Source organism: Agrobacterium leguminum, assembly GCF_015704895.1.
GTDB classification, from domain to species: domain Bacteria; phylum Pseudomonadota; class Alphaproteobacteria; order Rhizobiales; family Rhizobiaceae; genus Agrobacterium; species Agrobacterium leguminum.
On sequence record NZ_JADQWB010000015.1, the window covers coordinates 36396 to 49864 of the forward strand.

Here is a 13469-nt window from a genome sequence, read left to right on the forward strand (position 1 = left end):
ATTATGAAATCTCAGCGCTTCCTCGGGCTGGGATATCTGACGCCTTATATCGTCGGGCTTCTGGTCTTCACGGCCATCCCGTTCCTCGGCTCGCTCTATCTCAGCTTCACCCGTTACGATCTGATGAGCGATCCCAGCTGGGCGGGGCTGGCCAATTACGAGCGGCTGTTCACCCGCGACCGCACCTTCATGAAATCGCTGAACGTTACCCTGTTCTACGTGTTTCTGACGGTGCCGCTGAAGCTTGCCTTCGCGCTGTTCATTGCCGCCATACTCAATTATAAGCTGCAATTCATCAACTTCTTCCGCACCGCCTTCTACGTGCCGTCCATTCTCGGCGGCTCCATCGCGATTGCGGTTCTGTGGCGCTATATCTTCGCAAGCGAGGGGCTTGCCAATATGGCGCTGGCCGCCATCGGCCTGTCGCCGGTGGACTGGTTCGGCGACCCCGGCAATGCGCTTTTCACCATCACGCTGTTGCGCTGCTGGCAGTTCGGTTCGGCCATGGTGATCTTTCTCGCCGCCCTGCAATCCATCGACAAGTCGCTTTACGAGGCCGCCGCCATCGATGGCGCGGGCAAGGTGAGAACCTTCTTCTTCATCACGCTGCCGCTTCTGACGCCGGTGATCTTCTTCAACCTCATCATGCAGATGGTTCAGGCATTCCAGGAGTTCAACGGGCCCTACATCATCACCCAGGGCGGGCCGCTGAAGTCCACTTATCTCTTGCCTCTTTACATCTATGACGAGGCCTTCAAGAAGTTCAACATGGGCTATGCCTCCGCCATCGCCTGGGTGCTCTTCACCATCATCACCGTGCTGACCCTCGTGGCCTTCTGGTCGTCGAAGAAGTGGGTCTATTACGCCGGCGACAAGCGGAACTGATGCCATGACCGATATCGCAACCCTAAACGACATGCAGGCGGCCCGCCGGGCGCGGCTGAGGCTCGTTTCCACCTCGGTCCGTTACGTGCTTCTCTTCGCGGTCGGTCTCGTCATGCTCTATCCGCTGATCTGGCTGGTGGGCGCAAGCTTCAAGACCAATTCGGAAATCTTCTCCGGCGCCGGCTTCATCCCCGATAATCCGACGCTGGATGGCTATATCCGCGGCTGGGAAACTTCGACGCCCTATACGTTCGGTCGGTTCTTCTGGAATTCGTTCCTGATCATCCTGCCGAAAGTCATCGGCACGGCGATTTCCTGCACCATGGCGGCCTATGCCTTTGCCCGCTTCGATTTTCCGCTGAAGAAGATCCTGTTCGGTTCTGTCATCGCCATCCTGCTGCTGCCGAATGTCGTTACCCGCATTCCGCAATATATCCTGTTTCGCGATCTCGGCTGGCTGGACAGTTTCCTGCCGCTCTGGGTGCCCTCGGCGCTCGCCGGCGATGCCTTCTTCGTTTTCATGCTGGTGCAGTTTCTGCGCTCGCTGCCATCGGACATGGAAGAGGCCGCCCGGGTGGATGGCGCCAACAGCCTGCAGACGCTGATTTACATCGTCGTGCCGATGCTGGCCCCGGCGCTGATCTCGGTCTGCCTGTTCCAGTTCATGTGGACGATGAACGACTTTCTCGGGCCGCTGATCTACCTGTCCTCGGTCGACAAATATCCGGTGAGCCTTGCGCTCAAACTCTCCATCGACACCACCGAAGCCTTCGAATGGAACCGCATCCTGGCGATGTCGGTGCTGACGATCGCGCCCGCGCTGATCGTGTTCTTCGCGGCGCAACGGTATTTCATTGAAGGGATCTCGTCTGGCGGGGTCAAGGGCTGAAAATGGCAAGCGTTCAACTTAAAAATCTCGAAAAAATCTATGGCGGCAGCTTCAAGGCCGTGCACGGCATCAATCTCGAGGTCGAGGATGGTGAGTTCATGGTGTTTGTCGGCCCCTCCGGCTGCGCCAAATCCACGACGCTGCGCATGGTGGCGGGGCTGGAGGAGATCACCGGCGGCGAAATCCTGATCGGCGACCAGCGCGTCAACGACCTGCCGCCCGGCAAGCGCTCCATTGCCATGGTGTTCCAGAATTATGCGCTTTATCCGCATATGAAGGTGCGCGGCAATCTCGCCTTCGGCCTGAAGATCGCCGGTGTCGCCAAGCCAGAGATCGAAAAGGCAATCGACAATGTCGCGCGCATTCTCGAAATCGAGCCGCTGCTCGACCGTCTGCCGAAACAGCTCTCGGGCGGGCAGGCGCAGCGTGTGGCGCTGGGCCGCGCGCTCATCAAGAAGCCCGGCGTGTTCCTGTTCGATGAGCCGCTGTCCAATCTCGACGCCAAGCTGCGCGCCTCCATGCGGGTGCGCATCACCGATCTGCACCGTCAGTTGAAGGCGGAAGGCCTGTCCTCGACGGTCATTTACGTCACCCATGACCAGACGGAGGCCATGACCATGGGCGACCGTATCTGCGTCATGCAGGCGGGTCGCATCATGCAGGTCGCGACGCCCAAGGAGCTTTATAACCACCCCGCCAATCTTTTCGTCGCCGGTTTCATCGGCACGCCGGAAATGAACCTGGTGGATGTGGCAATCGACGGGGCGGAGTTCGTCATCGCCGGCCAACGCCTGCCCATCGGTGCACATCTGGAGCAACGGCTATCGGCGAGACCCGCAGACGCCGTCATCGGCATCCGCCCGCAGCATCTTTCGCTGGCGGGAAAAGCCGATGGCCCGGCTCTACAGGCGAAACTCACCAATGCGGAATTCATGGGCCACGAGGTCTATCTGCACGCCGATCTCGGCGGCCAGAAAGTCGTCAGCGTCGTTGGCGCGGCCGAATTCGAGGCGCTCGGGCGCGACGGCATCCTGCGGCTGAAGCCGGACCCGGAGAAGCTGCATATTTTCGACAAGGCCGATGGCCGCAACGTCTCGCTGTGAGGAGCGGACGGGCGTGCCTGATTTTTCGAGGAGGAGAAGAACAATGAAGACGATGACAAGAATGATGGCGATGCTCGCCGGTGCCGCTTATGTGGCGATGGCGACGGCCCCGGCGGCGGGTGCTGTGGAACTGCGCATGTCGTGGTGGGGCGGCGAAAGCCGCCATGTCGCCACCCAGAAGGCCATTGCCGCCTGCGGCGAGAAATACGGCCACACCGTCAAGGGCGAATTCACCGGCTTCGACGGTTATCTGGAAAAGCTCACCACGCAGATGGCCGGCAAGACGGAGGCCGATATCGTTCAGGTCAACTGGCCTTGGCTGCCGCTGTTTTCCAAGAACGGCGAAGGTTTTGCGGATCTGCGCCAGCTGAAGCCGCTCGATCTTTCGCAATGGGCCGAGAGCGATCTGGACGCCGGTTCGATGAACGGCGTGTTGCAGGGGCTTTCTGTTTCCACCACCGGCCGCGTCTTTTTCTTCAACGCCACCACCTTCGAAAAGGCCGGCGTGGAAATTCCGAAGACCTGGGACGAGTTTTTCGCGGCAACCAAGACCATCAAGGAAAAGCTAGGCAAGGACTATTACACCTTTAATGCCGTGAAGGAGACTGCCCAGCTTCTGGTGACACTGGCTGTCGTGCAGAAGACCGGCAAGGATCTGGTCGACCCCAAGACCAACCGCGTGGCCTGGACGCCGGAGGAACTGGCTGAGGGTATCTCTTTCGTCGGCAAGCTGGTCGAAACCGGCTCCATCCGCTCGCAGAAAGAGGAAGCGGCCGACGGTAACGTCAATCTCTATGAAAAGCCGTCCTGGTCCGAAGGCCGGATTGCCGGCTCCTATGAATGGGATTCGACCTATTCGAAATATGCCGATCCGCTGAAGGAAGGACAGGTTCTGAAACCGTTCCCGATGCTGAAGCTTGCCGATGCCGTGACCGAAGGCGTTTATCGCAAGCCTTCCATGGTGTTTTCGATCTCGAAAAACTCTAAGAACCCGGAAGCGGCCGCGCAAATCCTGAACTGCCTGCTGAACGAACCGGAAGGCATCGATGCGCTCGGCACCTCACGCGGCCTGCCGGCATCGAAGGCTGCGGCGGCGCGTCTGGGCGACAAGGGCGAGCCGGAAGTGCGGGCCGCCAACGCCATCGTCATGGCGGCATCGGGACCGGTGGTGTCACCCTTCAACGAACATCCTGAAATCCGCTCGGGCTTTATCGATACGCTCGAGGAATATGCCTATGGCCAGTTGACGGCGGAGGAGGCCGCCGAGCAGATCATCGATACGACCAACGATGTTCTCGCCAAATTCGATTGACGACAATGGCCCGCCGCCGCCTCCATGGCGGCGGGCTCCCTATCCGGCTGCCGGATGATGTGAGGCATGTCCGCCAAGGGTTTGGCCGGACAGGCACCAAAGACGAGAAAAGAGCATGAACGAACCCCTTATCATCGCGTCTTCGGCGCGAACGGCAGCGCTTTGCCTTGCCGTGCCCGGCGCTCGATATTTCCTTCCGTCCAAAACGGCATGGCGTCTGACGTCTGCGGATGGCGACGAAAGGAGCGGCGAAACCGCGACCGTGGTGACGCTGCTGCATGGTCTCTCCCCGGATACCCGCTATGTCTTCGAAGCGGAGGGGTTCGGGCGGCTGGAGTTCAGAACCGCCCCCTGTGCCGGGCTTGTCGAGGCTGCGGAATTTTCCCTCATGCCGGATGTTGCGCTTGATGATGAAGAGGGCGCGCGCGCCAATGCGCAGGCGCTGGAGAGGGCCGTGGCTGCGGTGCCGCAGGGCGGCACGTTGCGTCTCTCGGCCGGTCTCTGGACAGCCTTTCCCGTACGCCTCAAAAGCAACATGACCTTTCACCTTGCCGAAGGAGCCGTGCTGCGCGCGCCCTCCACCCGCCGGGGCTGGCCGATCCTGCCTGCCCGCGATGAGGCAGGCCGTATGCTCGGAAGCTGGGAAGGCTTGCCGGATGCCTGTTTCGCCGCGCCGGTTCATGCCATCGCGGCAGACAATCTCGTCATCGAGGGTAGGGGCGTGCTCGATGGCTCCGGCGACAGCGGCGACTGGTGGAGCTGGCCGAAAGAAACCCGCGATGGCGCGCGCCGGCCACGCGGCCTGCATCTCGTTTCCTGCCGGAAGACAAACCTGCTCGGTTTCACCATCCGAAACGCCGCCTCCTGGACGATCCATCCGCAGGGCTGTGAAGACTTGATTGCCGCCGGTCTCAGCATCGTTGCGCCCCACGACAGCCCGAACACCGATGGTTTCAACCCCGAAAGCTGCCGCAACGTCACGATATCAGGCGTGCGCTTTTCGGTCGGCGACGATTGCATCGCGGTCAAGGCGGGAAAGCGCGGCCCCGGTGGCGAGGACGATCATCTCGCGGAAACGCGCGGCGTTCGGGTGCGCCATTGCCTGATGGAACGCGGCCATGGCGGGCTGGTGATCGGTTCGGAAATGTCCGGCGGTGTGCATGATGTGGCGGTCGAGGATTGCGACATGGTCGGCACGGATCGCGGCCTGCGCCTCAAGACACGGCGCGGGCGGGGCGGCACCGTCAGCAACATTGCCATGCGCCGGGTGCTGCTGGATGGCGTGCAGACCGCGCTTTCCGCCAATGCCCATTACCATTGCGATGCCGATGGACATGACGACTGGGTGCAGTCGCGAAACCCGGCGCCGGTCGATGGCGGCACGCCCTTTATCGACGGCATTAGCGTGGAGGAGGTCGAAATCCGCAATCTCTCCCATGCGGCCGGCGCTTTTCTTGGCCTTGCCGAAGCGCCCATCCGCAACGTTGCAATCCGCTATCTCACCATCGTCTCGCGCGATCCGTCGGCCATCGCAACGCCGCCGATCATGGCCGACCGGGTGCGTCCCATGCGCCATGAGGCGATTGTTTTCGAGCAGGCGCATATAGTCTGCGATAATCCCGCCCTGTTGAGCGATGCTTCCGTTTCCATTGTGTCAGATTCCGATTGAGAAAACCGATGAAAGCCACTGAATATTTTGATCAATTCTCCAGTCGCTATAAACATTACAAGGGCGGAAGCTGGTGTTATGAGGATGGATGTGTCTATCGCGGCCTGCAGCAGCTGTTCGAGGCGACAGGGGAAGCGCGCTGGAACGATCATCTGCACCGTCTCGCCGATGCGCAGATAGCGCCAGACGGCACGCTCGCCGGTTACGATCCGCAGGAGTATAATATCGATCATATCCTCGCCGGCCGTATCCTCTTTCCCCTTGCGGCGGAAACGGGCGATCCGCGTTACCTCGCTGCGGCGGAACATCTGGCGGGGCAACTGCGCAGCCATCCACGGATCGCATCCGGGAATTACTGGCACAAGAAGCGTTATCCGCATCAGGTCTGGCTGGACGGGCTTTATATGGGGCTTCCTTTCCAGATCGAATATGCGCGGGCGACGGGCCGGGCGGAACTGATCGACGATGCGCTGCGGCAGTTTTCAGCGGCGCTCGCGGCGACGGAGGATAGCGGGGGGCTCTATGCCCATGGTTACGACGACAGCCGCAGCCAGCGCTGGGCCGATCCTCAAAGCGGCAAGTCTCCCGCCATATGGGCGCGTGCGGTGGGCTGGCTCGCCATGGCGCTGGTGGACGCGCTGGCCATCCTGCCGGATGACGGCGCGACGGCGGCGCTTCGCAACAAGACGCGGTTGCTTCTGGCCGGCATCGTCGCACGGCAGACCGAGACGGGGCTCTGGATGCAGGTTCTCGACAATCCGGGCCTTGCGGGCAATTACGAGGAAACATCCGCCTCGGCCATGTTTGCCTATGCCTTGCTGCACGCAGTGCGGTTGAAGCTCGTGCAGGGCGAAGAGGCGAATGCCGCCCTTTCGGCGGGTCGTCGCGCGCTTGAGGCGCTTCTTGAAACCCAGCTGAAAGCCGATGAAGAGGGCGTGACCCGCCTCACCGGCATCGTGCATGTCGCGGGCCTTGGCGGCTTCGAGGGCAATTATCGCGATGGAACGCCGGAATATTATCTGACCGAGCCGGTGGTGTCCGACGATGCCAAGGGTGTTGGGCCGCTGATGATGGCCTATGCCGAAAGCCTGCTTCTGGCCAAGCCGCAGGCGCAGGCTGTTTCAGTGGCGTGACGTCACGCCGCCCTTGCGAAGATCACGGTCTGGATCAGGCCCTGTTTCTTGTGGTTGGCAATGGTGATCGTGCCGCCGAAGCGCTCGATGATTTCCTTGGCGATGGCAAGACCAAGACCCACGCCGGGGATTGATTTGCGCCGCGCGAGGTCCACCCGGAAGAAGGGTTCGAAAACCCGCCCGATCAGTTCCTGCGGAATGCCGGGGCCTTCATCCCTGATGGTCACGACGATTTCGCTGTCGTCTCCGGTCAGATCGATATGCGCCTTCTTGCCATGGGTAACGGCGTTCAGGATGAGGTTGCGCAGGGCTCTCTTCAGCGCCAGCGGAGCCGCCTTGATGGTCATGGCGGCTTCCGGCTCGATGAAGTCGAGCGCACCCGCATGGCCGAGATCGGAAACATCGCTGACGATTTCGCTGAGAAGCATGCCGATGTCGATCGTCTTGACGCTGTCCTGGCTGACCTCTTCCCGCACCAGAAGAATGGCGCTGTCGGCGATGGCGTCCAGCTCTTCGAGGTCCGCCAGCCATTTGGCCCGTTCCTCATCGTTTTCGATGAATTCCGCCCTCAGCCGCATGCGGGTCATCGGGGTTCTGAGATCGTGGCCGGCGGCGGCGACGAGGCGCATGCGGCTTTCCATCGCCGCTTTCAGGCGAGTGGCGAGTTCGTTCAGCGCCCGCGCCGTGGCGCGGATTTCGCCCGGTCCGGTTTCCGGCAGGTGCGGCAGCGAACCGTCAGGCCCGATGCTGGCGGCGGCATTTTCCAGCATGTCGAGCGGGCGGGTGATCTTGCTGGCGGCAAAGATCGAAACGGCGGCGCTGCCGAGAATGATCAGCCCGATCCACATGCCGAAAATCTTCCAGCCGCCCGGCGGCGGACCCATATGCGGGATTTCCGCGACCAGCCAGCCGCCTTTTTCCAGCGCGATAGCCGCCACGGGGGCAGGATTTCCCGGCGAGCGAATGACCATCGCGGTGCGCGGCTCTCCGATACGGGCCAGCGCCTTTTCCAGAAATTCCGAAAGCATGCCGTCGAGATCGCCTTCCGGCGGCTTCTGTTCGATCTGGAAATAACCGGGCTGCTGCAGGGAAGGATCACGCTCGGCCATGGTCACGGCAAAGGCGAGGCTGCGGGCCAGCGGCTCGATGGTGGCGTCGGGCGGTGGTGGCTGCAATGTACGGTCCGCCACAAAAGTCGCAAGTGCGATGACCGCGATGATGGAGACGATCATCAGCGCCGTGATGCGGTTTTTAAGCGAGCTCATCGCTGCACCGGCAGGGTTTTGACCTGAACCGTCATCTGGTAACCGCCATTGCGCACGGTCTTGAAGATCGGCGTTTGCGTGTCGGCGTCCAGCTTCTTGCGCAACCGGCTCATCAGCACGTCGATGGAGCGGTCGAACGGGCCGCGATCCTTGCCCTGCGTGAGATCGAGAAGCTGATCGCGGGAAAGCAGCCGGCCGGGCCTGTCGAGAAAGACTTTCAGCAGATCGAATTCCGCTCCCGTCAAATCTATCTTTTCACCGCTGGCGCGGACGACGGAGCGCTGCTCTGGATCGGCGGTGAAATCCGCAAAACCATAGGCGGCGGATGAGGGGCGGGGGGCTTCCTGCGGTGTGGCGCGGCGCAGCACGGCCTTGATGCGCGCCGTGAGTTCTCGCGGATTGAAGGGTTTGCCGAGATAGTCGTCTGCGCCGATTTCCAGGCCGACGATGCGGTCGACATCTTCCTTCAGCGCTGTCAGGAGAATGACCGGCGTGCGCGGCCGGCGGCCCTGCAGATCGCGGCAGATATCGAGGCCGGAGCCATCGGGCAGCATCACGTCGAGCACGATGAGATCGGGATCGGAGCTGGCGATCTTTTCCTCGAACTCACGCCTGTCGGCGGCCATCGACACGCGAAACCCCTGCGAGCCGAGATATTTCGCGAGCAATGTGCGTATTTCCGGATCGTCATCGACGATCAATATATGTGTCACCGAAACTGTCGTCATATCGTCCAACCTTTTGATGCCACTATACATAAGCGCTGAAAAGAAACGGCGGATTTTTGCAACGAAAGCTTTCCGGGGCCGTTCTGGCAACATTCGGTTACAAATAGGCGGTTTGCGGAAGCAGCCCGGAAACATTCGGACCAAAGCCGGAAACGCGATGCACCTATCGTCCTTTCATGTTGGAAAACGGAAGGAAGGTAAGATGAGAAACTCGCTACTGGCCACCGCCGTCATCGCGACAGCAATTCTCGGCGTTTCCGCCGCCGCGCAGGCAACGGAAGAGAATGCGCCCGCACCCCGCGCGACCGAACAGGCTGCGCCGCCGCCCGCCAATCTCGATCTCGGCCCGGACATCGGCCCGGATCGTGGTCCTGATGAAAGGCCGCTGCCGCCGCATATGCGCAGAATGCCCGGCCCGGATGTTCTCGGGCTGGCGACGAAGCTTTCGGCGGCCGAAATCTATCTCGGCGTCACGCCGGAGCAGCTCGGTCCATGGCGCGCTTATACCACGGCGCTGATCGATCTCGTTTCCCCCGGTCCGGAGCGCAATCCGCCGCCGCCGGTGCAGGGTGAAGGCAAGGCCAAGCCCGAGCCGCGTCTTGCGGGAGAGGAACTGGCAGGCATCATCGCGCAGAAGGCGGAAAAGGCCAAAGCCCTGCAGGACGCCGTTGCCGCTCTGAAACCGAAGCTTTCGCCGCAGCAGGTGCTGAAGCTTGCCGAACTCGAGCGTGCGCTGATGCCGCCTCCGCCTCCCGGCCCGCGTCATGGCCCCGCAGCGCGCGGCGGCTTTGCTCCCCCGCATGGCGATATGAGGCCGCCGGTTCCCGAGGCGGAACGGGGCTGAGGCAACTATTCGAAGTTTCCTCCTTTAATCTGCCCCCCAGTAAAGGAGGAAATCAGCCGGCAACGGCTGGAGCCGGGGGATCGCACGCCTGCGATCCCCCGCGTGATTTTCAAGCAGGAAGACGATGATGAGATATTTCTATCTGGTGCTGGCAACGGCTTTTGGTTTGAGCTTTGCCTGGTCGGTGGCCGTGGCAAAGGACAAGCCCGTGCAACAGCCGGCGGCCAAATCCCGGCAGGATGAACAGCGGCGTCAGCCCGCCTGTGCGAAGGATCAGCGCGAAAAGACGGATTCCAGACGTCTTCGCAGCACCTGCCGCAAGGCCGCGGCGCGAAAATCCGCCTCTGCCTATGAATGGATCGAGGCGGACAGGGGTTTCATCCTCGTGAAACACGAGATGACGCCGGTTTCTTCCTTCGAGTGAACCGGCTGGACAGGACATCAATATGAAAACGGCACGCAAGGCAGGCGCATTGCTGGCGGTTGTCGCTCTCGCTGTGGGCGGCTACTGGCTGTCCTCGCAATATACGCGGGCGGCCACACCCGACTACATAACCGCACCGGTGACACGCGGCGATATCGAGCAGACGGTGCTGGCGACGGGAACGCTGAAACCCGTTCGCCTTGTCGCCGTCGGCGCGCAGGCCTCCGGCCGCATCACCGCCGTCAAGGTGGCGCTCGGCGATACGGTCGAGGCGGGCGATCTAATCGCCGAAATCGATTCCGTTACCCAGACGAACAGCCTGCGCACGGCGCAGGCGGCCCTTGCGAACGTGAAGGCGCAGCGGGTGGAAAAGCAGGCGACGCTTGTTCTCAACCGCCAGAGCCTCGCCCGTCAGCAGGAGATGGTGTCGAAGAACGCCGCCTCCCGCGCCGATTTCGAAAGCGCCATCGCGGCGCTCGCCGTCACCGAGGCGCAGATCGAAGCTATCGACGCCCAGATCGAGGAAGCGCAGGTCGCGGTGGAAACGGCCGAGGCCAATCTTGGCTATACCAAGATCACCGCGCCCATCGAAGGCACGGTTCTGTCGATCGTCAGCCAGGAAGGGCAGACCGTCAACGCCACCCAATCCGCGCCAACCATCGTCATTCTCGGCCAGCTCGACCGGATGACGGTGCGCACGGAAATTTCCGAGGCGGATGTAACGCGGGTCAAGCCGGACCTGCCGGTCTATTTCACCGTGCTGGGTGAGCCGCAGCAACGTTACGACGCGACGCTCGCCTCGATAGAGCCGGCGCCGGAATCGGTGCGCAGCGATTCCAGCTTCAGCTCCTCGACCTCTTCATCCTCCAGCTCGTCCTCTTCCAGCACGTCGTCATCAGAGGCGATCTATTATAATGGCGTGTTCGAAGTGCCGAACCCGGACGGCAAACTGCGCACCTATATGACGGCGGAGGTCCATATCGTTCTCGGCGAAGCGAAGGACGTGCTGACCGTCCCCTCGGCAGCCCTTGGCAGCATGGACAGCGACGGCAGCTATGCCGTGCGCGTGGCCGGCGCCGATGGCAGGGTTTCCGAGCGCAAGGTCGAAATCGGGCTCAACAACAAGGTCACGGCGGAAGTGCGTTCCGGCCTTGCCGAGAATGAGCACGTGGTGACCGGCGAGCGTTCCACCGACACCACCGCAAACGCCATGCCGGGGCCGGGCGGCCCGCCGATGGGGCTTTGAACCATGGCTGAACCTCTGATTTCGCTTAAAACCGTGCGGCGGGATTATCCCTCCGGCGAAGGCACGATCAGCGTGCTCAAGAATATCGACCTCACCATCGAGGCCGGTGAGATGGTGGCGATCGTCGGCGCGTCCGGATCGGGCAAGTCGACGCTGATGAATATTCTCGGCTGCCTCGACCGCCCAACTTCGGGTAGCTACAGCATCAGGGGCCGGGAAACGGGCAATCTAGATGCCGACGCGCTTTCGGCGCTGCGGCGTGAAAATCTCGGCTTCATCTTCCAGCGATACCATTTGCTGGCCGAGCTGACGGCGCTCGGTAATGTCGAAATTCCGGCGATCTATGCCGGCAAGACGCAGGGCGACCGCAGGCACAATGCCGCAAGGCTGCTTGGCCGCCTCGGCATGGCGGAACGCCTCGATCACCGTCCCGGCCAGCTTTCCGGCGGCCAGCAGCAGCGCGTTTCCATCGCCCGCGCCCTGATGAACGGTGCCGAGATCATTCTTGCCGACGAGCCGACCGGCGCGCTCGACAGCGCCAGCGGCGACGAGGTGTTGCGCATCCTCGGCGAGCTGCATGCCGAAGGCCGCACCGTCATCATCGTTACCCATGACATGTCGATTGCCAGACGCGCCGGCCGGATCATCGAAATCAGCGACGGCATAATCATTTCCGACCGCAGGACGGATGCAACGCCCGTACCGCAGGACGATGCCAAACCTGCTGCCGTTTCCGGCGGGTCTTCCAGTCTTGCGGGTCTCGTTTCGTCTCTGCGCGAGGCGTTGCGCATGGCGCTTCTGTCGATGCGGGCGCACAAGCTGCGCACCTTTCTCACCATGCTCGGCATCATCATCGGCATCGCCTCGGTCATCAGCGTCGTGGCGCTGGGGCAGGGGTCGCAGCAGCGGGTGCTGCAGAACATATCGAGCCTCGGCACCAACACGCTTGAAATCTTCGCGGGCAAGGATTTCGGCGACATAAGGTCGGGCAAGATCACCACGCTCGTCGTTTCCGATGCCGAAGCGCTTGCCAAGCAATCCTATGTCGCGGCGGTGACGCCGACGGTCTCGACCTCCAGCACGGTGCGTTTCGGTGCGAAGGAGGCGAATGCGCTGGTGAACGGCGTCAGCGAGCGCTATTTCGTCGCCAAGGGCACCAAGCTGTCGCAGGGCCGCTTTTTCGATGGCGGAAGCGTCGCGCAGAAGGCGCAGGAAGTGGTGATCGACGAAAATACCCGCAAATCGCTGTTTGCGGATTTCGACGGCAGCCCTGTCGGCCAGGTCATTCTCATCGGCAAGGTGCCGGCCCGCATCGTCGGCGTCACGCAGGCGCAGCAGGGCGGTTTCGGCTCAAGCCAGAATCTGTCGCTCTACCTGCCTTATACCGCCGTCCAGTCGCGCTTTCTCGGCAGCCTGTCGCTGCGCAGCATCACGGTGCAGGTGGCCGACGATGTCGATGCCTCAATCGCCGAACAGGCGGTGACCACGCTTCTGACCCAGCGGCACGGCACACGGGATTTCTACATTCTCAATACCGACGATATCCGCCAGACCATCACCAGCACCACGCAGACGCTGACCCTTCTGATTGCGGCCATTGCGGTGATTTCACTGCTGGTCGGCGGCATCGGGGTGATGAATATCATGCTCGTTTCGGTGTCTGAACGCGTGTCGGAAATCGGCGTGCGCATGGCGGTCGGCGCACGGCGCACCGATATTCTGCGGCAGTTCCTGATCGAAGCGGTGCTGGTCTGCATCATCGGCGGTGCGCTGGGCGTGCTCGGCAGCCTCGGCTTCGGCGCGCTTTTTTCCGCCTTCAGCAGCAATTTCGCCATGGTCTATTCCACGGCGTCGATCATCGCCGCTTTCGTCTGCTCGACGCTGATCGGCGTTGTCTTCGGTTATCTGCCGGCGCGCAACGCGTCGAAGCTCGATCCCGTCGCGGCTTTGTCTGCGGGGTAAATCCCCCGC

Annotated in this window: 12 protein-coding genes; 10 read left to right on the forward strand and 2 right to left on the reverse strand. The window is 61.9% G+C overall.

The genetic code is table 11. The annotated features are described in order from the left end of the window. The first annotated feature begins 3 nt into the window (after positions 1–3). The 6 genes from I3J13_RS19290 to I3J13_RS19315 all read left to right on the forward strand — a co-directional run bounded on the left by I3J13_RS19290 (position 4) and on the right by I3J13_RS19315 (position 6991). Complete coding sequence (locus I3J13_RS19290) at positions 4–885, forward strand: carbohydrate ABC transporter permease (RefSeq protein WP_020812253.1); 882 nt, start codon at positions 4–6, stop codon at positions 883–885. A gap of 4 nt (positions 886–889) precedes the next feature. Continuing rightward, a complete protein-coding gene (locus I3J13_RS19295) occupies positions 890–1774 on the forward strand; it encodes a carbohydrate ABC transporter permease (RefSeq protein ID WP_142780325.1) in 885 nt (294 codons plus the stop codon). A 2-nt stretch (positions 1775–1776) separates the two neighbouring features. Beyond that, the gene (locus I3J13_RS19300) at positions 1777–2877 is read left to right on the forward strand and encodes an ABC transporter ATP-binding protein (RefSeq protein ID WP_196379848.1); all 1101 of its coding nucleotides are present in this window, start codon (positions 1777–1779) and stop codon (positions 2875–2877) included. A 43-nt stretch (positions 2878–2920) separates the two neighbouring features. After that, positions 2921–4189, forward strand: a complete 1269-nt coding sequence (locus I3J13_RS19305) for an ABC transporter substrate-binding protein (RefSeq protein ID WP_196379849.1) — start codon at positions 2921–2923, stop codon at positions 4187–4189. A gap of 115 nt (positions 4190–4304) precedes the next feature. Then, positions 4305–5858: a polygalacturonase PglA gene (pglA, locus tag I3J13_RS19310; protein WP_196379850.1), complete on the forward strand. Its 1554-nt coding sequence runs from the start codon at positions 4305–4307 to the stop codon at positions 5856–5858. A gap of 8 nt (positions 5859–5866) precedes the next feature. After that, positions 5867–6991 (forward strand): glycoside hydrolase family 88/105 protein, encoded by a 1125-nt coding sequence (locus tag I3J13_RS19315; RefSeq protein ID WP_196379851.1) that lies wholly within the window; start codon positions 5867–5869, stop codon positions 6989–6991. A gap of 2 nt (positions 6992–6993) precedes the next feature. On the opposite strand, the gene I3J13_RS19320 is transcribed toward I3J13_RS19315, so the two are convergent. Both I3J13_RS19320 and I3J13_RS19325 read right to left on the reverse strand, forming a co-directional pair. After that, on the reverse strand, positions 6994–8256 hold the full coding sequence (locus tag I3J13_RS19320; RefSeq protein WP_196379852.1) for an ATP-binding protein: 1263 nt from the start codon (positions 8254–8256) through the stop codon (positions 6994–6996). Further along, positions 8253–8984, reverse strand: coding sequence for a response regulator (locus I3J13_RS19325; protein WP_196379853.1), 732 nt, complete (start codon positions 8982–8984; stop codon positions 8253–8255). Before I3J13_RS19325 ends, I3J13_RS19320 begins: the two co-directional genes overlap by 4 nt. 202 nt (positions 8985–9186) lie before the next feature. On the opposite strand from I3J13_RS19325, the gene I3J13_RS19330 reads away from it, so the two are divergent. The 4 genes from I3J13_RS19330 (at position 9187) to I3J13_RS19345 (ending at position 13460) form a co-directional block, all read left to right on the forward strand. Continuing rightward, positions 9187–9828 carry a hypothetical protein gene (locus I3J13_RS19330; protein WP_196379854.1) on the forward strand — a complete coding sequence of 214 codons (642 nt, stop codon included), beginning with the start codon at positions 9187–9189 and terminating at the stop codon, positions 9826–9828. A gap of 127 nt (positions 9829–9955) precedes the next feature. Further along, positions 9956–10252 (forward strand): hypothetical protein, encoded by a 297-nt coding sequence (locus I3J13_RS19335; protein WP_059757103.1) that lies wholly within the window; start codon positions 9956–9958, stop codon positions 10250–10252. Positions 10253–10274: 22 nt separating this feature from the next. Next, complete coding sequence (locus tag I3J13_RS19340; RefSeq protein WP_196379855.1) at positions 10275–11498, forward strand: efflux RND transporter periplasmic adaptor subunit; 1224 nt, start codon at positions 10275–10277, stop codon at positions 11496–11498. A gap of 3 nt (positions 11499–11501) precedes the next feature. After that, positions 11502–13460 (forward strand): MacB family efflux pump subunit, encoded by a 1959-nt coding sequence (locus tag I3J13_RS19345; protein ID WP_196379856.1) that lies wholly within the window; start codon positions 11502–11504, stop codon positions 13458–13460. The last annotated feature ends 9 nt before the right edge of the window (positions 13461–13469 follow it).